The sequence below is a fragment of the Streptomyces hyaluromycini genome, from assembly GCF_002217755.1.
Classification (GTDB): domain Bacteria; phylum Actinomycetota; class Actinomycetes; order Streptomycetales; family Streptomycetaceae; genus Streptomyces; species Streptomyces hyaluromycini.
This window is the reverse complement of the sequence record NZ_BCFL01000016.1, coordinates 1,516,760-1,537,306: the sequence shown is the minus strand read 5'-3', so window position 1 is coordinate 1,537,306 and position 20,547 is coordinate 1,516,760. Positions and strand designations below refer to the sequence as shown.

The window sequence follows — 20,547 nt, the reverse complement described above, 5'->3', positions numbered from 1 at the left end:
GGAACGGAACCACCGGGAGGGAAGCGCGGACTCTTCCCGCTTTTGCCCCGGTTGCCTTCGCGTTCTACCGTATTTTTGCCGTCTGTCTGCTTGTCACGTGCGGTTTTTACGTCTCCCTTGCCCTTCGTGCCTGTCGTGCCCTCCGTTCACGGTCATAGGATCTTTTGCTCGTGCGGATGGTCCGAGCATGCAGTAACGGGGGCGGAATGAGTGACTTGTCGGCTGACTACGCGGTGCTGAACCGTGTGCGGCACAACCTCGACCACATAGCAGGGCTCATGAAGAGGCCCGGTCGTGAGATGGCACAGGTGAGTGGGGAATCCATGGGGGTGCCCGAGCTGGCCCAGCGGATGGACCACTTCGGGGACGAGTGGTCGTACGGAATCAAGCAGTTGACCAAGTTCTCGGAGAAGGCATCCAAGATGCTGCTCAATGTGAAGGAGTCCTTCGAGAAGCTGGACCACGAACTCGCCGAGACGAGCAAGGGGCGGGGCGCGAAGTAGGCATGGCTGAGGCGAGGCTCGAGGATTTTCCGGCGTTGGGGTTCGTGCCCTGCCCGGGTGACCACGCAGTGGCGGACGACGTGGCGGGGACGGTCCGCAGGACGGCGAAGGCGCTCGACGAGATCTGCCAGGTGCTGCACGGCACCGGTGTCGGGGATTGGAAGGGGAAGGCTGCCGAGGCGTTCCGGGAGAAGTTCGACGACGACTTCCGGCCGCGTATGGACGACGCCCGTGATTCGTTCGCCAAGGCCGCAGGCGCCCTGGAGGACTGGGCGGCGTACATGGAACGCAAGCAGAAGGACGCGGTGAGGCTGGAGGCCCGGGCAGCCGAGGCCGACGGGCAGTTGGGCAGTGCCAAGGACAAGGTGAGCCGTCTCGACAACGCGGCTGGCGGGTCGGTCGACGCCAAGGACGAAAAGGATCACAAGGCGCAGGTCCGGAACGCCAGGACCGCCGTGAGTGCCAAGGAAGCGGAACTGGAGGAACTGCGCCGTCAGGGGCACCGGATGTCCGGCGACTACCACGCATACGGCAAGGAGATCGCGGGCCGACTGAAGTCCGCCATGGACATCGCCCCGAACGAGCCCGGCATCTGGGACAAGCTGGGCAATGCACTCGAAGGGCTGGGCAAGGCCCTTGCCGATCTACCGGGGGAGGTCGGCAAGCTCCTCTCCGACCTCGGAGACTGGATCAAGGCCCACGCGGACTGGATCACGGTGGCCGCCTCCGTGGTCGGCGTGATCGCGATCTTCTGCCCGGCGCTGGCTCCGTTGGCCATCGGGTTGAGCGCTCTCGCTTTCTTCGCACACGCGGCGTCTTACGGTGTGGACGGACTCTGGCCGCCGACGGGCGGGAACATCGGCAACTGGCTCACGTTGGGCGGTGACGCGCTGGGCATGGTGCCGGGTGTCGGCGCCGCCAAGTCGGGGATCACGGCCGGTTTCAAGGCGGGACGAGGCGCGGAGGGTTTGGTCGCCGGCACCCGTGTGGGTCTCAAGACGGCCGGCGTCACCGCCAAGAACATCATGAAGGCCGCCGATCCCGTCGCTGCCGTGATCGACAGGCCGGTCATGGCCGTCGCCACGAAGCTCGGTGTCTCGCGCGGTACCGCCCTTACCGTCACCGAGGGAGTGCAGGCCGCCGCCACTCTCGCTTGGACCGCACCGACCGCCGTCAACGCCTACCAAACGACGCCGGGTCGGTACGACGCAGCCACCTGGGGCACCGGCGTGGGCAACGCCACCATGGGGACCGGTGGCGGCAAGTTCGGCGGACTCGTGGCCGTCGGCAGCGCCATCGGGCTCGGCGCCTGGGAGCTGACGGGCTGATGGCCGACCACGAAGAGGCTACGACGGCCGTCGTGGTGACCGGTGACTTGCCGGACGGCGCGGCCGAGCCCGACCTGTGGTTCGAACTACCGCCGGGTTTCACCCAGTTCCGCCTCGACGAGGCCCCCGAGTCGCGCATGCTGCGGATGGCGGAGGCCACCGATGCCATGTTCGGTGCCACTGCCACGGCGGAGCAGAAGCTCAGTCTGATCGTGTCGGGCGAATACGTCCTCCAGACCATGATCGCCGCAGGTGCCGAGCATGTGTCGAGCTGCCTGGTGCGCATGCCCGACGGGGAGTTGTCCCAGGCGACCTTGTGCGTCCTTGTCGAGACACCGCCGGTGGGCCCGGAGCACCAGGACCGGAAGAGTTCGGCGAAGCGGACGGCCGTGCAGTGGAGCGAGCTGTATCCCGATGCCGAGGTCGGACTCGTGATGCTGCCGTACGGCATGACCGCCCTCTGCATATGGGAGCAGGAACTCCTGATTCCCGGGGCGCTTTTCGGCCTGGGTGATCCCGTCCCTGCCACGGTCCGCCAGGTGCAGTTCTGCGTGCCGTTGCAGACCGGGCCGGGTTCCGCTCTGTTCGTCTTCACCACGCAGGACACCGACCCCGGCCACTGGCCGGCCTACCTCGACATGTTCAGCGGCATCATGAAATCGCTCTCGACGGACAAGCCGGAAGACGAGCGCCGACCAGGCAGACGGAGTCCGGACGCCGAAGGAACGGAGAGACAGGTATGAGCGGCGAAGACGCTGGACACGACGAGGCCGACGAGGCCTACGGGAGGCGGGTGCGGCACCCCGTCGTGCTCGCGGTCGCCATCGGCGGCTACGTGCTCGCGGCCATCGCGGGCCTGTTCGTCCTGGCGGGCGACTTCGGCCCTGTCGTCCTGGTACCTCTGTGGATCGTCCACGCCGTACTCCTCGTTCTGCTCGTCCGGCAGCTCGGGGCGAAGACGTCGAGTACGTACACGATGTTGTTCATCGTGGCCACCTCAGTGATGTCCGTGTACGTGGCGGACATGGCGCGAGACGATCTCACCCTGCAGCAACGCGGCGAGCGCGTCACCGCCACAGTGGTGAAGGAGTGGCGTGACGCGGCGGAGGGCCGCAAGGCGCGTGACTACAACTACACGCTGGAGCGGGAGGACGGTACGAAGGTGCCGGGACCCGCCATGAGAACGTTGACCGACCTCTATGACGTCGGCCAGAAGGTGACGGTCATCGAGGATCCCCAGGGCGAGCTCCGGCCGAAGACGCCGGGGCAGGCAGATGCGACGAGTGAGGAACTGGGGTCGTCGGGTTTCGCCCTCGCCGCCCTCGCCGCCGTGGGCTGGACGGCTTGGCGGGGCTCGGATCCTGCCCGGCGGAGAGGCGATGCGGGCGCACGGCACGACAGTGGGAACGGCGCGTACCGGAAACTCACCGGGGCCCGTGGCTCGGGCGCCACGCAGGAGGAGCAGGAAGAGAAGCTCCGCGAAGCTTTGCGCACGTACCCGGCCGACCGCCGGGGCTACATCAAGGTGCCGCCCGAGCAGTATCCCGACGTGTCGCAACAGCGCGCGGCCAGGATCGCCTGGGAACTGGGCCTCCGTGCAGAGGCCTCCGGCAATCGCGGGTCATGGCGCTTCGCGGAGAAGGTGGTGGAGGAAGTTCCGCTGGACTGACTTCACGGGTACAGGGACGGCAGGTACCCGCGTGTGCTGGGGAAGCGGTCCACCCGCACGCAACGAGAGTTGCCGCGTGTCGTCCCGGTGCCCGGACGGAGGGCCACATGGCCTTCATCCCCGTACGCACGCCGCGTCTCCCTTCTTCCAGTTCTGCTGTGTGACCTGCCAGTCGCCGGCTGAGTCCCGGGCGGCTTGCAGGGTGTACAGGACGAAGCCCTTGTTGCTCGCCTTGGTACGCAGAACCTTGTTCGACTTGATTTCCTTGCCGTACGCCTTGTTCTGGTCCTCGCAATAGCGGGCTGCCGCAGTCCTGCCGTCCGCGACGTCGGTGACCTCGAAGTCGTAGTACCGGTAGTGACCCGTGAGCGTGAGGCCCTGCTTCCTGAGGGTTGCAACACGCTGAGACCAATAGGTGAAGGCAGCCCCGCCGAAGTAGCGGCTCATATTGATGGTCTTGCCGTCACCCTTGCCAAAGGCCTCGATATTGGCCTGGGTCGAGTACGGCCACGTCCCGCAGGATCGCGTCTTTCGTGACGTCTCCCGTCGACTTTCGGTCCACCGTCACTGTGATGTCCGACGGAAACGCGAATGTCGGCGCGTTCTTGTCGGCCGAGGCGGAGGTGGACGGCGAAGGGGAAGCCGATTCTTCCGTACCGGCCCCCGCAATCTTGTCGTTGTCGTTCTTGGAGCTGCTGTCCCCGCCTCCGCAAGCTGTCAGCAGCAGAGCCGCGGTTGCGGCGAGTGCGGTGGCGACGGGCAAGGTGCGGCGCTTCACAGTGGATCCCCCGTGAGAAGGAAGTTCGTCAAGGGTGCGAACGCTTTCGGTGGGGTGCGTGGTTTCGCCACGGCGAACGTCTCAGCAAACGGTGCTCGCCAGTGCGCGGTGTGGTGTCCGACCGGGTCGGTTGTGAAGGCCGTGTGGATGCCGGGTGGGGGCGGTGCGGTCCGTCCGGCGGCGCCCCTCTCCTTTGGTCTCCCTTTGCGGTTCGTTGGTTGTAGCCCCCAAAACCCTCGACACACAGTGACCCTGGTCCTCTGCGTCTCGTGGGGCGGCCGGGTAGGCAGGTGTTCACGGGGGTAGTAGTGGCGGATCACGTCAGGGTGTCCACGACCGAGCTGCGGGAGATCAGCCGGTCTGTCGCCAAGTTGAAGTCCAACTTTGAACATGCGAAGGATCTCGTCGACGCGTACGGCTCCGAGATCGGGTCCGGTGATGTGGCCGATGCTCTAGGCGACTTCGCGGACGACTGGAAGAAGAAGCGCAAGCAGCTCTGTGACGGGCTGGAGTTTCTCGGGAAGACCGCGGGCGAGGCGGCGAAGGCCTACGACGGGGTCGATCAGCATCTTGCCGACGCGCTGGTCAAGGCACAGCCGGGGGACAAGTGAGCGATCACGACTTCTCCGGGGTCGACTGGCAGACGGCCCGGTACGACGACAGGGAGTTCACGCCGGGGGATCCCTACGAGGTCGCCCGGCTCGGGAAGCGGATCTCCGACACCGCCAGGCTGATCGAGGAGCAGGCCGGCAAGCTGAACAACCTCGTCGACGGGAACGGGTGGGACTCGGATGCCGGGAAGGCGTTCGCCACGAAGACCGGTGACACCGTCAAGCTGCTCAGCCAGTCGCATCAGCGGTACGCGGCGGCCGGGGCGGCGCTCGGGTCCTCCGTGCCCTACGAGCCCATCGCCGATCAGGTGCGGGAGAACTGGGCCACCGCCCTCAACCACGCCCAGAACCGGGTGCGTTCGGCGCTGAAGAAGGCCGCCGCGGCCGATGGTGACAGCAGTAACTACCAGAAGCAGATCGATCAGCATCCGTCCGGTGACGACAACCACCCGGACAAACAGAGGCTCAAGCGGCAGAAGGAGGCCTCGGACGGGGAGCTCGACGCCGCGAAGCGGGAGCTTCGGGCCGCGCTCGACTACCGCGACACCCAGGCCGGGTACGCCGCGAAGGCGATCCGGGATGCCATCGACCACGACGGGCTGAAGGATCCCAAGCACCACTGGTGGGACAACTGGAAGGACTGGGTCGCCGACATCGGCCACTGGGCGGGAGCGATCGCCGGAGTGCTCTGCCTCCTGGCGCTGGTGCTGAGCTGGGTTCCCATCCTCGGTGAGGTGCTCGGGGCACTGGCCCTTATCGCCTCGGTGGTCGCCCTGGTCTGCGACACCGTCTCCGCGCTGGACGGCAAGGGCACCTGGCTGGACGTCGCCATCGACGTGGTCGGTGTGCTGTCCTTCGGTGCAGGCCGGGTCCTCGGGACGACCTTCAAGGAGGCGGCAACCGCCGCCCGAGGATCGTCGGCGCTCAGGGAGTTCCTGAACCTGCGGGGACTGGGCGTCGGGGAGAAACTGGCCGGCGAAATCGCCCAGGCGAATTCGGGGGTCAAGGCGGGCAAGATCGCCGAGGCCCTGGCCAAGGGACCGGACAGCGTCCTGCCCAGGATGAAGTCGATCGTCAAGGAATCCGTCAACGTCAAGGCGTACTTCAGCGACATCCGCACGGCCGTCGCCGAGCGCGGAGCCGAGGACCCGATCCTCACCAAGGACCTGCCCAAGTGGCGCGGTCTCTCCGACTCGGTGTTCAAGGGCAAGGCGTGGTCGGCCGGTGGCCTGTACGCGGCGAGCCAGGTGGTGCCGCTGGGTGCGGGCATCGTGAACCTGGCCCCCTCGGCGGGCTGGGAGCCGACCGCCGTCGAACGCAACCAGTTCGACGGTCTCAAGCACACCGCCCCCCTCGGGGCGAACGGTATTCCCTTCTACAACTGGAACTGGAAGGTCGCCGGCGGCTGAACGCGTCCGTCGGCACCGGATCACGGCGAGGCCCGCAGGGGCGAGGAGAGAACGAGGAAAGTGGCACCTGGAGACGGTCAGACCGTCGACGAACAGTTCGCCCGGCTCCCGAGAAGCAGACAGCGCGAACTTGAGGAGAAAGGGCTCGGTCTGCCGAGACTGCGCGAAATCGCCTTGGAGGAGGGCGGTGAGCCGGCCGTGCAGCACATCCTCGCGGAACACTCCCGCCCTTCCAGCCTGTGGGATTTCGACGGCGATCGGCGCACGGACGAGAGCAGAGGGGCCTGGCCGTGGATGCGGCTGCTCCTGGCCGCCGTCATCGGCGTGGTCCTCTGCTTGCTGTCCACGTACGTCCTCAATTCCTCGGCGCTCTTCGTCGGTGTTGCCTGCGGTGTGGTCGTGGCCTGGGCGGGGTTCAAGACTCGGAGGTCCCTCGGAGGGCTCGTGGCTTGCGGCCTCGTCGCGGTCGCCTATGTCGCCTTGATCTGGATGGGCTCGTACACCGCCGACGAGTGGTACCTGCACCTGCGTGGGCAGGAGACCACGGTCACCTACGCGAAGCCCCTGCACGAGCAGGCGTCGCACGGCGTTCGCGTCACGTACTGCCGTGTCACGCTGCCGGACGGAACCGTCCGCAGGGTCTTCAAGAACGACAAGCGGTGTACGGACGAGGCCATGGTCGGCGCCAAGACTCATGCGGTGATCGACCCGTCGGATCACTACCGGCCGGTGCTCGGAGGCAAGTCCGCCATCGGCGGGACCATCGCCGCGTATGTCTGCCTCGGCTTCGCCGCCGTCCTCGTCCTCACCCCGGTGGCCGCCGCTGTGATGAGCCGGTCGAACGAGCGGCGCAGCGGGCGGGGCGAACAGGGCCGCCGGGCGAGCGGAACGGACGTATGACCGACGGCACGGAAACCCGCGTCACCCCCGTCCCACCCCCCTCCGACTACCGCTTTGCCGTCCCCGGCGGCTGGGAGCGGATCGTGCTGGACAGTCCGGAGCGCTGGACGCACCGCATCGACAAGCTGGTCAAGCGGGGGCTGCGGCGTACGCAGGCCACCCCGCAGCTTGAGGCCGCGCTCGCGGAGCGGATGCGGGCACAGGCCGAGGCCGCGCAGGCCAACGGTGGCGTGGAGATGTACGTCGTCAACCAGGTCCTCGGCCAGGTTGCCGTCTCCGCGGGTCTGGTCGTGACCGTCCTGCGGCCCTCGCCCGGCACCGAGTCCGGCGACCTCGGCGACATCGCCCGCTCCCTCGCCCTCCGCGACGACGCCGGTGACGCCGGTCATGTCGGTGATGACGACGTCACCCTCGTCGACCTCCCCGCCGGCCCCGCCGTACGCCACCGCTACGTCCGCCGGCCCGCCCCCGACGCCCCCGGCAACCTTGACGGCAACAAGCTCGCCGTCGCCCACCTGGACGTCTACCTCGCCGTCCCGCACAGCGGCCAGCGGCTGTTGCTCTCCTTCTCGACACCGACGGCACCGCCGCTGGAGCCGCTGGTGGAGGCCCTGGTCACGTTGTTCGACTCCGTCGCCCGCACCCTGCAATGGATGGCCTGATGCCCGAGTTCGCCGCCGCCACCGTTCGTATGCGGACACCGGAGGACGCCGTCGCGCTGCCCGTGCGGTCGTCCGTCGATCTGCGCGGGTGGGCTGCGGAGGCCGCACGGGGGCTCGTCGGCCCGGACGACGACGTGCCGAAGCTGTTCGACGCCCTCGCCGCCGAACTGCGCGAGGCCGCCGCCGACTCCCACGAGCGCGGCCCGATCGCCGCGCTGTCGTACGTCCCCGAGCCGCGCCTCGGCGAACTCGCCCGGATCGAGCTGTCCGCGCTGGTCGCCGACGACACGTACCCGGCCATGACCGTCGACCTGCTCCAGCGCTACCTTGCCGCCCCCACCCCGGTCTCCTACCGCCCGCCCGAGGCCGAGCTCCGTACGCTTCCCGCGGGCCCGGCGGTGCGCGTACGGCACGCGTACGTCCAGGACGTCGGCCGGGACGGACTGGGGACCGTGCTGGAGACCTGTGCGTACGGCATCCGCGCCGACGAGACGTGGGGGCTCGTCCTGCTCACGTCCTGGCGGGCGTTGGCCCACACGGACGCTCTGTGCGAGCTGACCGACGAGCTGGCGGAGACGGTTCGGGTCACGTCCTAGCCGCGTCGCGGGGCGAAGGAGATTCCGGGCATCGGGGCCGGCGGAACACCGTTCTACAACTGGCACTGGAGCACCAGCGGCTGACCCGGCCGGCCGTCCGGTACCCCAGAGCGGAGAGAGCAAGGATCACGTGGCGAGCGAGGACGAGCGGTCCGTCGACGAACTGTTCGCGGAACTGCCGGAGAAATGGCAGCGGGCGCTGGAAGAAGTGGGCATGGGGCTGTCGGAGCTGCGCCGTATCGCGGCTGGTCCGGACGGCATGCGGCGGGTACGCACCATCCTCTCCGAGTTCTCCGAGTCCACCTCCAAGGGCCGGCCGGCGCGGAACGGGTACGGCGGCGGAACGCCGGTGTGGCCGTGGGCCCGGCTGTTCCTGGTGGCGGCCGTATCGGTCGCCGTGTGCCTGCTCTCCAGCCTGTTCATCGGCAAGGCGGCGGCGTTCGTCGGCCTGCTGCTCGGGCTGCCGGTTTTCTGGGTGGCCTTCAAGACCCGTGACTCCCGCGGGGCCCCTGTCGCCCGGTATGTCACCGCGGCCGCCTATCTCGTACTGGTTCTGGTCGGCTCGTACTTCGCCAACGCCTGGTATTTGCAGCTGCGCGGGGTGGAACAGACGGTCACCATCGCAGCCCCGAGCCATCAGTGGACGCACGGGACCCGTGAGACGTACTGCAGGGTCCGGCTGCGGGACGGGTCCGTCCACGAGGTGATCGACAACAAGGAGAACTGTGCCGACCGAGTCGGGCGGACGACCGCGGCCGTCGTCGACCCGGCAGGTCACTACAAGCCCTCCCTCGGCACCGAGTCCGACATCGGCGGCGTCCTTGAGGGCTACCTCTGCCTGGGCGCCGCCACGGTGCTAGTGCTGGCACCGGTGACGGTCGTGGTCATGGGGCGGCGCAACCGCTACGGCCAGGCGAGCCGGGCAGCGGGATGAACGGCGAGACGGCCGAGTCGGCGGCTGCGGCCCGTTCGGCCGGTGCGGCCGCGGCGAACTCGAACGTGTCCGCGGCGAACTCGAACGTGTCCGCGCCGACCGACCCCCTGACCCGCACCCCGCACCCCCTCCGACTACCGCCTCGCCGTCCCCGAGGGGTGGGAGCGGATCGTGCTCGATCCCGACCGGTGGGCGCACCGTATCGACAAGCTGGTCAAGCGCGGTCTACGCCGTACGAAGGCCGGTCCGCGGCTCGAGGCCGCGCTCGCGGAGCGGATACGGGAGCAGGCCGAGGCGGCGCACGCCAACGGCGGTGTCGAGATGTACTTCATGAACCGGACCTCGGGGACACGGCATCCGCGCCGACGAGACGTGGGCGCTCGTCCTGCTCACGTCCTGGCAGCGTCGGCTCGCCGGCTCAGGACCACCATCAGCCACACCAGCAGCACCGCCGAAGCAAGCGTCGAGGCGATGCCCACCGCCCACAGCCAGGGATAATGGGCGAACACCCAACTCGGCGCCACCGAACGGTGCTTGCGTTTGCCGCTGTCCATCGCGTCGAAGGCCAGGCACAGGAAGGCCAGCAGCGACGCCACTGCAAGGACGGCGAGGACCGTCCAGCCCGGGGCGCGGGCCGGGTGGGTCTTCCGGGCCTTGCGGCCCACGCCGTCCAGCGCCCGGAGGAAGAGGGCGACCAGGAGCGGGGCGGCCACGCCGAGGCACACCGCGAAGGCGTACGCCCCGCCCGGCCAGTTCCGAGCAGCCCACCGCCAGGTGTCGTCGCCCCAGAGCATGGTGCCCAGCGCCATCAGGACGATCCCGCCCCCGATGCCGAGGAACATCAGACACCCGAAGAGAGCGCCCCGGTCCTTCTTCGCCTTCTTCACGCCGGGCCCCCGGACTCGCGACGCGGCCGGAGCGGCCCTCGGGCGCCCGGGCTTGGCCGATCCACCCACGGTGTACCCCCCTCCCGGTCAGCCGGCGGTCAGAGGGCGAAGCAGGGACTCGCCCTCCAAGGACGCCAGACGGCACCAGGAGCCGTCCGTGAAGGTGATCCTGAAGTCCCGCTTGCCGACACTGAACGGTCGCCGCTCGACTGCGGCGACCGTGCTGAGGTCCGTCTCCCAGAGGACTTCCTCCCAGGGTTCCCTGGGATCCTTCAGCCCGCCGAGCACCAGCAACCGGCGGTCGGTCAGGGCCAGCTCCGTGATGTCCGTGTCGGGGCGGCGGGCCGGGTCGAGCTGCCAGGGGAGGGTGCGGGCGATCGTGCCGGGGGCCGCCCACAGCACCGGGAAGTCCTTCTCCTCGTTCTCCGGGTCCTCGCTCCTGCCGAGGCCGTCGGGCTGGGCCGGGCTGCCTCCGAGGAGGCCGAAGACGAGGGTGAGCAGGAGGGCGAACACTGCCACCACGCCGTCCCACACCACTCGGTCGAACCACGAGCGTCGGCGATACCCCGGCCCCGCCGGCCACCCCGCCAACTCGGCCTGGATGTCCCGCCGTTCCGTGTCCCGGAACCAGCGTCGCCCTTCGACCCGCCCCGCGGCCCCGGTCGCGAAGGACACTCGGCCGCGCGTCAAGAGCTCCTCGCCCTCGGGGGGCTTCCAGTGATGGCGGTACGACGGCTCGATCACGGCCTTGCATCCTCCCCCGTCATTCATGCCGGCGAACCTCCACCCGGCCGGCTGATCCTATTCGGACGGCGCCGTCGGCAACCGCTGTAGCATCCGCGACAGTTCGGTCACGGCCGCCACGGCCGTGACCGCCACCACACGCAAGGCCGCCCTTGTCCGGCACCCGCGCTCACACCCGCACCCGCCAGGCAAAAATCATGGCATGTGTCGGTCGAACCGACGTGAGCACTTCGTGCAGGCCTCATGGGTGCGCGGTGAGGGCGTCGGGGGCGGCCCGGCCGCGAACAGGGTGTTCTGGATTCGCCGGCGCACAGTCCGGTGTCCCCTGGTGTCCCCTCGATCCCAACCGCCGCACAGGGCAACGCCGTTGCAGATCGCAACGACGATTTCGGTGAGGTCAAGGAGTCCGGGCGCGCCTTGAGGGGCTTATGTGCGGCTGATACGGTGCGATCGCTTGACTCTCGCCATGCCGCCGAGTACTCGGCCGGATCGGGCGGTTGGAGTCGAGTGTCCGCTTTTACGGCGTTGACAGAGTGTTCGAGTGTTCGGCAGACAGTTTTCTTGGCTGTAACGGGGAGCGGTTGCGTGAAGATCCAAGAGCGTACGGGGGCGGGCGCCGGTCGTTCCGCCGGTCCGGCTCAGCCTTCGGTCGGTGACCGGCTTCCCACCGCGCCTCGTGAGCGCAAGCCCGCGCTGGCCGCGCTCGCGGTGCTGCTGATTCTGCTGGGTGCGCTGGGGGCGACGACGCTCGTGCTGCAGGCCGGCAAGCGCATCGAGGTCATAAAGATCACGCAGGAGATCCCGGCCGGCTCGTCCGTGGACGGGAGCAACGTGACCTCCGTCATGGTCGCCGACGACTCCAGCATCCACTACGTCAGGTGGTCCCAGCTGGAGAGCCTGAAGAAGCTGAAGGCCCTGAGCACCATCCCCGCCGGTGCCGTCGCCGTCGGCGAGATGTTCGGCAGTGGCAGCAAGCTTCCCGCCGGCAAGTCCACCGTCGGCCTGGCCCTGAAGGAGGGTCAGTACCCGAGCGGTATCGAGGTGGGCGACACCGTCGCCGCCTACCGCGTCAGCGGCTCCTCCGGCGGCTCGTCCTCCAGCGGTTCGTCCTCCTCCGCCGGCACCGACTCGCTGATCACGGGCGACGCCAGGGTCAGCGCCGTACCGGACGACAAGAGCAGCGGCGACCTCGTCAGCAGCACCAGTTACGCCATCACGCTCACCGTCGACAGCGACAAGGCCGCCGACCTGGCCGACGCCGCGTCAGGCGGCGAGGTCGCCCTCGTCCTCGTGCCCGGCACCGGCAACTAGAAGGCGGCTTCCACCCCATGGCGCTCATCGCAATCGCCGCCGACAAGGGTTCCCCCGGCGTCACCACCGCGGCCGTCGCGCTGGCCGCGGTCTGGCCGCGCCGGGTCCTGCTCGCCGAGGCCGACCCGGCCGGCGGCGACCTGGTCTACCGCAGTGCCGCCGCGCACGGCGGACCGCTCAACCCCAACACCGGCATGCTGTCCATAGCCGCCACGGCGCGACGAGGACTCGTCCCGGATCAACTCTGGGACCACGTACAGCCGTTGAGCGGAGGGCTGGAGGTGCTGGTCGGGCTGGGCATCGCCGAGCAGGCCGCCGGACTCGCCGGGCTCTGGCCCACCCTCGGGCACGCCTTCGCCTCCCTCGCCGACTCCCCGAACGCGCCCGCCGACGTCATCGCCGACTGCGGCCGGGTCAGCGGCGACACCCCGGCCGTCGAGCTGTTCCCGCACGCGGCGCTCGTGCTGCTGGTCTCGCGGACCGAGCCGGAGGCCCTCGCCCGGGTCCGGGACCGTGCCGCCGCCCTCGCGCAGAAGCTGCACGGCGGTCCGCGCGGTGCGGCCGCCCTCGCCACCCCGCTGATCGGCGTGGTCCTGGTCGCCGACCCGTCGAGCTCCGGCAAGCTGGTCAACCAGGTCAACGACATGCTCGTGCACGCCCAGACCGGTGCCCGGGTCGTCGGCACCATCGCCGACGACCCCGCCGGCGCCGACCAGCTGGCCGGCCGCAAGCGCGGGCGCCTCGACAAGTCCCTGCTCATCCGCTCGGCCCGCAAGGTCACCGCCGACCTCCACCAGCAGTACGGCGCCGCCTGGGCCGTACCGACGCAGGCGCCCCACGCGGGGGCCGGCCGGTGACCGCTGTCGACCACCAGTTGGTCAAGCGGTTCCGGCAGGACGCCGGCGACCGGATCGCCGAGCAGCGCCGGCAGGACCAGACGTCCGGTGTCACGCCTATGTCCAACGAGGACGAACGGCAGTACGCCCGCGCGGTCATAGCCCAGATCCTGGAGGAGTACGCCCGCGCGGACATCAACGCCGGGCGCACCCCGCTGGACGCGGAGACCGAGGAGCAGTACGCGGCCGCCGTGCACGCCGCGCTGTTCGGCGTCGGGCGGCTGCAGCCGCTGCTCGACGACGCGGACGTCGAGAACATCGACATCAACGGCTGCGACCAGGTCTTCGTCGGGTACAGCGACGGACGGGAGGCCATCGGGGATCCCGTCGCGGAGACGGACGAGGAGCTCATCGAGCTGATCCAGGTGCTCGGCGCCTACTCGGGTCTGTCGTCACGTCCGTTCGACTCGGCCAATCCGCAGCTCGACCTCCGCCTTCCCGACGGCTCCCGGCTCTCCGCCGTCATGGACGTCACCCGGCGGCCCGCGCTGTCCATCCGCCGCGCCCGCATGGGCAAGGTGTTCATCTCCGACCTGGTGGGGAACGGCACCGTGACCCCCGAGGTCGCGCACTTCATGGCCTGCGCGGTCCGCGCCCGCAAGAACATCATGATCGCGGGGGCCACCAACGCCGGCAAGACGACCCTGCTGCGGGCCCTCGCCAACGAGATCCCGCCGCACGAACGGCTCATCACCGTCGAGCGCGCGCTGGAGCTCGGGCTCGACACCTTCCACGACCTGCACCCCAATGTGGTGGCGTTCGAGGAGCGGCTGCCCAACTCCGAAGGGCAGGGCGCCATTTCCATGGCCGAACTCGTCCGCCGGTCGCTGCGTATGAACCCGTCCCGGGTCATCGTCGGCGAGGTCCTCGGCGACGAGATCGTCACCATGCTCAACGCGATGTCGCAGGGCAACGACGGATCCCTCTCCACGATCCACGCCAACAGCTCCAGCGAGGTCTTCAACCGCATCTCGACGTACGCGCTCCAGGCCGCCGAGCGGCTGCCCATCGAGGCCAGCCAGATGCTGATCGCGGGCGCGGTGAACTTCGTCGTCTTCATCCAGCGGCGCAACAACTACCAGACCGGCGGCCGCCTCCAGCGCATGGTCACCTCGGTCCGTGAGGTCAACGGCGTCGACGGCCGGGTGCTGTCCAGCGAGGTGTTCGCGGAGGCACACGACGGCCGGGTCGTACCGCATGCGCCCCTAGCCTGCCTGGAGGACCTGATGGCCTACGGCTACCAGCCGCACGGGGCCTGGGGGTGATCTGACATGAACCTCAACCCCTTCGCCTCCCTGGGCTCCATGGGCGGGCTCTTCTCCACCGAGGTCCTCTACTCGCTCGGCTGCGGAGTCGCCGCCGGCGGCGGGCTCGCGCTGCTGATCGTGGCGATCCGCGGTCTGCCCGCCAAGCCCGACCACGAGAAGCAGAAGGCCAACGAACGGGCCGCCGAGCTCATCCGGTTCGCCGGCCAGCGCGGCTCCCTCGCCGCCATCATCGGGCTCGCCGTGCTGCTGATGACCCGCTGGGCGGTGGCCGGCATCGCCGCCGGCGTCCTGGTCTTCTTCTGGGACAAGCTGTTCGGCGGTGCCGCCGAGGAGCGGGCCGCGATGAAGCGCGTGGAGGCCCTCGCCTCCTGGACCGAGTCGCTGCGCGACACGATCGCCGGCGCGGTCGGTCTGGAGCAGGCCATCCCGGCCTCGGCCCGTGCCGCCGCGCCCATCCTGCGGCCGCACCTGGACGCCCTCGTCGACCGGCTGCGCGCCCGCACCCCGCTGCCGGACGCCCTCCAGCACCTCGCCGACGAGATCGACGACGCGTCCGCCGACATCATCGTGGCGGCGCTCATCCTCAACGCCCGCCTCCGCGGCCCCGGTCTGCGCCAGGTGCTGGGCGCCCTGGCCAAGTCGGCCCGCGAGGAGGTCGACATGCGCCAGCGCGTGATGGCCCAGCGGGCGTCCACGCGGCGCTCGGTGCAGATCGTCGTCGCCGTGTCCGTCGCGTTCGTCCTCGGCCTCGCCGTCTTCAACCGCGACTTCGTCTCGCCGTACGGCACCGCCGTCGGCCAGCTCGTCCTCGCCCTGGTCTGCGGGCTGTTCGCGCTCGGCTTCTGGTGGCTGCGCAAGCTGTCCACCATCGAGACCCCGGAACGGTTCCTGGTCCGCGACCAGTCCTCCGTGCAGTTCGTACGGCCGCCCCGCACCGCTCCCGGCCAGCCGGGTCAGCCGGGTCAGCAGGGTCCGCCTGGTCAGCAGCCGCTGCCCACCGAGGAAGGAGTACGCCGGTGAACCTCACGATGCCGATCGTCGTCGGCGTGATCCTCGGACTGGGCGTCTACGCCCTGATCCGTGCCCTGATGCCGTCCAGGCGCAGCGCGGTCGCCCAGGTCGCCCGGATCGACGCGATGCGGGCGCGCGGCGCGGCCTACGAGTCGGCACGGCCGGCGCAGGACACCGGCCGGTTCGGCTCGCTGCGCGCCGAAGTCGGCGCACGCGTCGCCGAGTTCTACCGGGAGCAGGGTTGGGAACAGCGCTCGCTCCGCGCCGACCTCGCCGTCCTGGACCGCAGCTGGGAGAAGTTCCTGGCGACCAAGGCGCTGCTCGCGGCGGCCGGCCTGATCTTCGGGCCGTTCCTGTTCGCCGTCGTCTACACGATGGGCTTCGGGCACAGCCCGGTCATCCCGGTCTGGCTCTCCCTGGCCTGCGCGGCCCTGTTCTTCTTCCTGCCCGACCTGGAGGTACGACGGGACGCGGCCGAGAAGCGCCGGGACCTCAGGCGGGTCATCGGGGCGTACCTCGACCTGGTGTCGATGAGCCTCGCCGGCGGCCGCGGCCTGCCCGAGGCCCTGATGGCGGCCGCCGAGGTCTCCGACGGCTGGGCCAACCAGCGCATCCGCAATGCCCTCGCCGACGCCCGGATCACCGGCGTCAGCCAGTGGCAGGCGCTGGGCGCGCTCGGCGAGGAACTCGGCGTGGAGGAGCTCAAGGACCTCTCCGCCTCCCTCGCCCTGGTCGCGGACGACGGCGCCAAGGTCCGCGAGTCCCTCGCCTCCCGCGCCGAGACCATGCGCCACCGCGAACTCGCCGAGATCGAGGGCAGCGCGGGCGAGAAGTCCCAGTCGATGCTCGTCGCGCAGTTGCTGCTGTGCGCCGGCTTCCTGGTTTTCCTGATCTTCCCGGCGGCTATGCGGGTGTTCCAGGTCTGAAATCCCTCCACAACCGCGAACTGTTTCGAGAGGACAACACATCATGAACGGACGGAACTTCAGCACCGGGATCCCGGCGGTGGACTTCCTGGTCACCTTCCTCCAGGGCCGGGTGCAGCGCGCCCGCTCCGGCGAACTCGACCGCGGCGCCTCCGCCGTCGAGTGGGTCATCATCTCCGCGGTCGTCGTGGCGATCGTCGGCGTGGTGGCCGCCATCATCAACGCCGCCCTGAGCGACGGCGCCAAGAAGGTCGGCGACTGCATCAAGGGCGCCAACGCGAGCGGAACCTGCTGAGCGGACGAGGGCGACCACAACGGGGATGACGGGGATTACGGGGGTGACGGGGATGTCTGCGGGCGTGAGCAGTGGCCTGCGCGGCTGGGTACGCCGGCGTGCCGCCGCCGCGCGCGGTGACTCGGGCATGACGGCGATCGAGTTCGTGTTCCTCACCCCCGTCCTGTTCTTCATGATTTTCGCGACGGTGCAGTTCGCGCTGTACTTCTTCGCCGACCACGTGGCCCAGGCGGCCGCCCAGGCCGGCGCCCGCAAGGCCCGCGCCACCGCCGACGCGGAGCCCGGTGCCTGGCGCGGCGAGGCCCAGGACGTGGTCGACTCCTACATCAGCCAACTCGGGCCGCAGCTGGTTCTGTCGCCCGACGTGAAGATGCTCCAGCCGGAGCAGACCACGGTCGGCGTCGAGATCACGGCGCGCATCCCGACGGTGTTCCCGGGGCTGGACCTGACGGTGCACGCGCAGTCGTCGGGGCCGGTGGAGCGGTTCGTGGAGGACAAGAACTAGATGTCCTCCGTGCAGAAGAGAGCTCTGGACGACGACCGGGGGCTGTCCACCGTCGAGGTCGTCATCCTCGCCCCGGTCATGATCCTGTTCATTCTCGTCCTGGTCGCCTTCGGCCAACTCGTCGACGGGCGTGGGGCGATCGACGGCGCCGCGCGGGACGCGGCCCGCGCCGGGTCCATCCAGAAGGACCATGCCACGGCCATGTCGGAGGCCCAGAAGGCCGCCGAGGCCGACCTGTCGGACGTCTGCTCGGGGCCGGTCTCCGTCGTACAGACCAGCGCCGGCTTCCAGTCCGGCACCATCTTCACGGTCGAGGTGAGCTGCGAGGTGAGGGGTCTGGCGATGCTGGGCCTGGACATCCCGACGACCCTCTCCTCGACGTTCTCCTCGCCCCTCGACCCGCTCCGGAGGGCGGCATGAGCCTTGCGGTGCTGCGCAGTTGGTGGACCGCGCGCCGGCTCCGTCTCGACGACCGGGGCTCGGGCGCCGGTGCGGTCATCATCTTCGCCCTGGTCTTCCTCACCCTGTCCGCCTTCGTCATCGACGGCGGCCTGTCCATCTCCAAGCGTGAACGGGCCGCCGACATCGCGGAGCAGGCGGCCCGTTACGCGGCCCAGGACATCGACCTGGACAAGCTGTACGAGAACCAGGGCGACGCGCCGATCAACTTCCAGGACTGCGACGCCCGGGTGAAGACCTTCGCCCGCGAGATGGACATGTCCACCACCGACATCGCGGGCACGCACTGCACCGCCGCCGACGCCCAGCAGGTCCAGGTCGAGGTCCAGCTGACGTACGAGCCGGTCTTCACCGGCATGTTCTACGGCGGCGCGATCGTGGTGCACGGCCGGGCGACGGCCGAGAACGAGGTCGGCTAGGCGCTCCGCTGGAAGGGCCGCGATGCGCCGTCTGCCGACCGCGGCGCCGTCGTGGCTGGTCGAGCCCACGCGGCGGCAGCCGCACATTCCATACGGCCCCGCGCCCCTTCGGGGCGCTTGCTCAGGCCTCGGGGCCGGAGGCGGTGCGGCTGCTGTGGCCGTGGGTACGGTCCTTGCCGTTGCCGTTGCCGTTGCCGTCGCCATGGCCGTGCTGCGGTGGGCAGTCGTCGTCGGGCGGAGTGACCGGATCCGGGTCGGCCGGTGCCGGGGCGGGGTCCGTGACGGGCGGGGGGTCCACGGGAGTCGGGTACACCGGATCCGTCGGGGGAGCCGGCTCGGTCGGCGGTGCCGGGGGAGTGGGCTCCGGGTCCGTGGGCGTGGCGGGCGGTGTCGGCTCGGTGGTCACCGGCGGAGTGCCGCCCCCGTCGCCGTCGCCGTTCCCGTCGCCCCCTGGGGTGTTCCCGCCGGGATCCGCCGTCGAGCCGTCGCTGCCGCTGCCGCTGCCGCTGCCGCTGCCGCTCGACGCCGGCGGTTGCGTCGTGGGCTCGGACGGGGACACGACGACCGCGGCGGTACCGCCGTCGCCCGCGTTCCGCTGCCCTACCGGCTCCTCGTCGCCCTGACCGGGTGTCACCGTCGGCCGGGTGGCGGGGGTGTCCGCCGGGACCACCGGCTGTTCGGCCACCGGTACCTGTGCCACCGGCGCGTCGGCGACCGGTGTCCGCTGGGCGGGGACCGAGGCCGACTGGCCGGGGCCGAGTATCAGCACCAGCGCCGCCGCACCGGCCGCCATCGCGCCCGCCGCGACCGCCAGCGGCGCCTTCGTACCGCCGACACCGGTGGCCTGCCGTACGCCGTGCAGCAGCCCGCTCGCGCCCCCGCCCGCGTGACCGCCCGCCGAGGCTCCGGCGGCGGTCAGGGTCAGCAGGAACTTGCCGGCCGTGCCGCCCACCGCGAACACCAGCAGGGCCGGGCCGACGAGGGCGGGGAGCCGGTCGTTGGCGCTCATCAGCGCGGCGAGCCGGGTCCGGCAGTCCTCGCAGGTGTCCACATGGCCGAGCAGGCGGTCGGACTGACGTTCCGTCGCGGCGCCCCGCACATACGCGGGCATCCGGCTCCAGTGGACCTGGCAGGCGGGGTCGTCCGGGGCCCCGGTCTGGGTGCGCAGGAAGGCCTGCCGCATCCCTTCACGGGCGCGGTGCAGCAGGACGGCGGTGGCGCCCTCCTTGGTGCCCAGCTGCGGACCGATCTGCGCCAGCGGCTGGCCCTCCGCCTCGGCCAGCCAGAGGGCCTTGACCCAGCGCTCGGGCAACTGGGCCAGGACGCGCACGAGCAGGTCGACGGAGGAGACCTGCTCGGCCGGATCGTCGCCGTGGTGGCCGGACTCGGCCTGCTCGTCGTCGTGCGGGTCGCGGGGCGTCTCGCGCGCGGCACCGCTCGCGGCGTACGCGAGATGCCGGACGGTCGTCGTCAGGTACGCCGACACGTTGTCGATCCCGTGCCCCTCGGCCAGCCGCCGCCAGACCCTGAAGTGCGCCTCGGCGACGAGGTCTTCGGCGAGCCAGGTGTTCCGGGTGAGGGAGCGGGCGTACGCGACGAGGCGCGGCTGCTGTTCCTCGTAGATCCGGGCATAGGCGGTGGCGCTGATCACTGCAGAGGAACCGTCGTGCATGGCGGAACGCTCCAGTTGCCGGCTGTGGGGCGGGAGAAGGTTTGTCAGAGTAGATGACGAAACTTTCAAGCAAAGTTTCAAGCGCGTCGGAAAGTGACACATGTCACTCAAGTCGCTTGTGTTTTCGGCGTAATGAGCCCGTCCCCAGGCGCTCTCACTTGTACGACGGCCCACCACCGCACCCCCGGAGACGACCCGTGCCCATCACGCTAGAGCAGCCCACCGGCGCCCGCCTGCTCACCGCCGACGAACAGGAGGTGGCGGTCCCCGCGACCCTCCGCTACACCTCGGCCGACCCGCAGGCCGTGCACTTCGTCTTCCCGCCGTGGATCTCCCTGGACGGCGAGGAGGTCACCTGGACCTTCGCGCGGGCCCTGCTGGAGGAAGGTCTGGAGGGCCCGGCCGCGCTCGGCAACGTGCAGGTGCGCCCGTACGGCCCGTCGCGCACGGTCGTGGAGTTGCGTGCGGAGGAGGGCGTGGCGGCGATCAGCTTCCCCACCTCGGCCCTCACCCGCTTCCTGCTGTCGTCGCTCCGGGTGTGCAGCTGAAAACGAAGCCGGCGGGGGCGTATGACCGTCACCCGGTGGGCGGCGGGGGGGATTGTGCGGGGTGTGTGGAGGGGGCGTGCGCGGGTCGGGTGGTGACAACTCCGGTCAATGGGGCATCGGTTGGCGAAAAGGGGTGATTCGGGCGGCCGTTCGCCGTTCTTCCCCTTCGACGCTGTCGGTCCCAGTCAATAGGATCGTCAGGGGGACCTCGACAGG

General features: G+C 70.0%; 25 protein-coding genes. 20 read left to right on the top strand and 5 right to left on the bottom strand.

Annotated elements, in window-relative coordinates:
- The first annotated feature begins 308 nt into the window (after window positions 1-308).
- The 4 genes from SSP29_RS07180 (at window position 309) to SSP29_RS07165 (ending at window position 3,500) form a co-directional block, all read left to right on the top strand.
- The gene (locus SSP29_RS07180) at window positions 309-503 is read left to right on the top strand and encodes a hypothetical protein (protein ID WP_150133689.1); all 195 of its coding nucleotides are present in this window, start codon (window positions 309-311) and stop codon (window positions 501-503) included.
- Between the two features lie 68 nt (window positions 504-571).
- A complete protein-coding gene (locus SSP29_RS07175; protein ID WP_089099572.1) occupies window positions 572-1,831 on the top strand; it encodes a putative T7SS-secreted protein in 1,260 nt (419 codons plus the stop codon).
- Window positions 1,831-2,574 (top strand): hypothetical protein, encoded by a 744-nt coding sequence (locus SSP29_RS07170; protein WP_089099571.1) that lies wholly within the window; start codon window positions 1,831-1,833, stop codon window positions 2,572-2,574. The genes SSP29_RS07175 and SSP29_RS07170 overlap by 1 nt, the downstream gene beginning before the upstream one ends.
- The gene (locus SSP29_RS07165) at window positions 2,571-3,500 is read left to right on the top strand and encodes a hypothetical protein (protein ID WP_150133688.1); all 930 of its coding nucleotides are present in this window, start codon (window positions 2,571-2,573) and stop codon (window positions 3,498-3,500) included. The genes SSP29_RS07170 and SSP29_RS07165 overlap by 4 nt, the downstream gene beginning before the upstream one ends.
- 114 nt (window positions 3,501-3,614) lie before the next feature.
- On the opposite strand, the gene SSP29_RS07160 is transcribed toward SSP29_RS07165, so the two are convergent.
- Together SSP29_RS07160 and SSP29_RS52460 are read right to left on the bottom strand one after the other, a co-directional pair.
- Entirely contained in the window at window positions 3,615-3,947 is a 333-nt protein-coding gene (locus SSP29_RS07160; protein WP_089099570.1) for a hypothetical protein, read from the bottom strand.
- A gap of 16 nt (window positions 3,948-3,963) precedes the next feature.
- Window positions 3,964-4,278: a hypothetical protein gene (locus SSP29_RS52460; protein ID WP_145968863.1), complete on the bottom strand. Its 315-nt coding sequence runs from the start codon at window positions 4,276-4,278 to the stop codon at window positions 3,964-3,966.
- Window positions 4,279-4,547: 269 nt separating this feature from the next.
- Between SSP29_RS52460 and SSP29_RS07150 the strand changes: the two genes are divergently transcribed.
- From SSP29_RS07150 to SSP29_RS07125, 6 genes are all read left to right on the top strand, one after another.
- Window positions 4,548-4,889, top strand: a complete 342-nt coding sequence (locus tag SSP29_RS07150) for a WXG100 family type VII secretion target (RefSeq protein ID WP_368669234.1) — start codon at window positions 4,548-4,550, stop codon at window positions 4,887-4,889.
- Complete coding sequence (locus SSP29_RS07145) at window positions 4,886-6,298, top strand: hypothetical protein (RefSeq protein WP_089099567.1); 1,413 nt, start codon at window positions 4,886-4,888, stop codon at window positions 6,296-6,298. Before SSP29_RS07150 ends, SSP29_RS07145 begins: the two co-directional genes overlap by 4 nt.
- A 60-nt stretch (window positions 6,299-6,358) precedes the next feature.
- Entirely contained in the window at window positions 6,359-7,198 is an 840-nt protein-coding gene (locus SSP29_RS07140; RefSeq protein WP_089099566.1) for a hypothetical protein, read from the top strand.
- Window positions 7,195-7,860 (top strand): hypothetical protein, encoded by a 666-nt coding sequence (locus tag SSP29_RS07135; protein WP_089099565.1) that lies wholly within the window; start codon window positions 7,195-7,197, stop codon window positions 7,858-7,860. Before SSP29_RS07140 ends, SSP29_RS07135 begins: the two co-directional genes overlap by 4 nt.
- Window positions 7,860-8,456: a hypothetical protein gene (locus tag SSP29_RS07130; RefSeq protein WP_089099564.1), complete on the top strand. Its 597-nt coding sequence runs from the start codon at window positions 7,860-7,862 to the stop codon at window positions 8,454-8,456. The genes SSP29_RS07135 and SSP29_RS07130 overlap by 1 nt, the downstream gene beginning before the upstream one ends.
- A gap of 130 nt (window positions 8,457-8,586) precedes the next feature.
- The gene (locus SSP29_RS07125; protein WP_089099563.1) at window positions 8,587-9,390 is read left to right on the top strand and encodes a hypothetical protein; all 804 of its coding nucleotides are present in this window, start codon (window positions 8,587-8,589) and stop codon (window positions 9,388-9,390) included.
- Between the two features lie 389 nt (window positions 9,391-9,779).
- On the opposite strand, the gene SSP29_RS07120 is transcribed toward SSP29_RS07125, so the two are convergent.
- Together SSP29_RS07120 and SSP29_RS07115 are read right to left on the bottom strand one after the other, a co-directional pair.
- Window positions 9,780-10,277 carry a hypothetical protein gene (locus SSP29_RS07120; RefSeq protein ID WP_089099562.1) on the bottom strand — a complete coding sequence of 166 codons (498 nt, stop codon included), beginning with the start codon at window positions 10,275-10,277 and terminating at the stop codon, window positions 9,780-9,782.
- An 87-nt stretch (window positions 10,278-10,364) separates the two neighbouring features.
- A complete protein-coding gene (locus SSP29_RS07115) occupies window positions 10,365-11,048 on the bottom strand; it encodes a hypothetical protein (RefSeq protein WP_145968862.1) in 684 nt (227 codons plus the stop codon).
- A 558-nt stretch (window positions 11,049-11,606) separates the two neighbouring features.
- Here SSP29_RS07115 and SSP29_RS07110 point away from each other — a divergent pair.
- The 9 genes from SSP29_RS07110 to SSP29_RS07070 are packed head-to-tail and all read left to right on the top strand — an operon-like array spanning window position 11,607 to window position 18,111.
- A complete protein-coding gene (locus SSP29_RS07110) occupies window positions 11,607-12,332 on the top strand; it encodes a hypothetical protein (RefSeq protein ID WP_089099560.1) in 726 nt (241 codons plus the stop codon).
- Window positions 12,333-12,349: 17 nt separating this feature from the next.
- Window positions 12,350-13,189: a hypothetical protein gene (locus SSP29_RS07105; protein WP_089099559.1), complete on the top strand. Its 840-nt coding sequence runs from the start codon at window positions 12,350-12,352 to the stop codon at window positions 13,187-13,189.
- Window positions 13,186-14,493, top strand: a complete 1,308-nt coding sequence (locus tag SSP29_RS07100) for a TadA family conjugal transfer-associated ATPase (RefSeq protein WP_089099558.1) — start codon at window positions 13,186-13,188, stop codon at window positions 14,491-14,493. The genes SSP29_RS07105 and SSP29_RS07100 overlap by 4 nt, the downstream gene beginning before the upstream one ends.
- A gap of 39 nt (window positions 14,494-14,532) precedes the next feature.
- Window positions 14,533-15,516: a type II secretion system F family protein gene (locus SSP29_RS07095; RefSeq protein ID WP_167449878.1), complete on the top strand. Its 984-nt coding sequence runs from the start codon at window positions 14,533-14,535 to the stop codon at window positions 15,514-15,516.
- Window positions 15,513-16,433 carry a type II secretion system F family protein gene (locus tag SSP29_RS07090; protein WP_150133687.1) on the top strand — a complete coding sequence of 307 codons (921 nt, stop codon included), beginning with the start codon at window positions 15,513-15,515 and terminating at the stop codon, window positions 16,431-16,433. Before SSP29_RS07095 ends, SSP29_RS07090 begins: the two co-directional genes overlap by 4 nt.
- A 43-nt stretch (window positions 16,434-16,476) precedes the next feature.
- The gene (locus tag SSP29_RS07085) at window positions 16,477-16,728 is read left to right on the top strand and encodes a hypothetical protein (RefSeq protein ID WP_089099556.1); all 252 of its coding nucleotides are present in this window, start codon (window positions 16,477-16,479) and stop codon (window positions 16,726-16,728) included.
- A gap of 52 nt (window positions 16,729-16,780) precedes the next feature.
- Window positions 16,781-17,233 (top strand): TadE family protein, encoded by a 453-nt coding sequence (locus SSP29_RS07080; protein ID WP_438363774.1) that lies wholly within the window; start codon window positions 16,781-16,783, stop codon window positions 17,231-17,233.
- Entirely contained in the window at window positions 17,234-17,653 is a 420-nt protein-coding gene (locus tag SSP29_RS07075) for a TadE/TadG family type IV pilus assembly protein (RefSeq protein ID WP_089099554.1), read from the top strand.
- The gene (locus SSP29_RS07070) at window positions 17,650-18,111 is read left to right on the top strand and encodes a TadE/TadG family type IV pilus assembly protein (RefSeq protein ID WP_089099553.1); all 462 of its coding nucleotides are present in this window, start codon (window positions 17,650-17,652) and stop codon (window positions 18,109-18,111) included. The genes SSP29_RS07075 and SSP29_RS07070 overlap by 4 nt, the downstream gene beginning before the upstream one ends.
- A 121-nt stretch (window positions 18,112-18,232) precedes the next feature.
- Here the strand turns inward: SSP29_RS07070 and SSP29_RS07065 are convergent, their stop codons facing one another.
- Window positions 18,233-19,783: a sigma-70 family RNA polymerase sigma factor gene (locus SSP29_RS07065; RefSeq protein WP_089099552.1), complete on the bottom strand. Its 1,551-nt coding sequence runs from the start codon at window positions 19,781-19,783 to the stop codon at window positions 18,233-18,235.
- 197 nt (window positions 19,784-19,980) lie between these two features.
- Between SSP29_RS07065 and SSP29_RS07060 the strand changes: the two genes are divergently transcribed.
- On the top strand, window positions 19,981-20,331 hold the full coding sequence (locus SSP29_RS07060) for an SsgA family sporulation/cell division regulator (RefSeq protein WP_089099551.1): 351 nt from the start codon (window positions 19,981-19,983) through the stop codon (window positions 20,329-20,331).
- The last annotated feature ends 216 nt before the right edge of the window (window positions 20,332-20,547 follow it).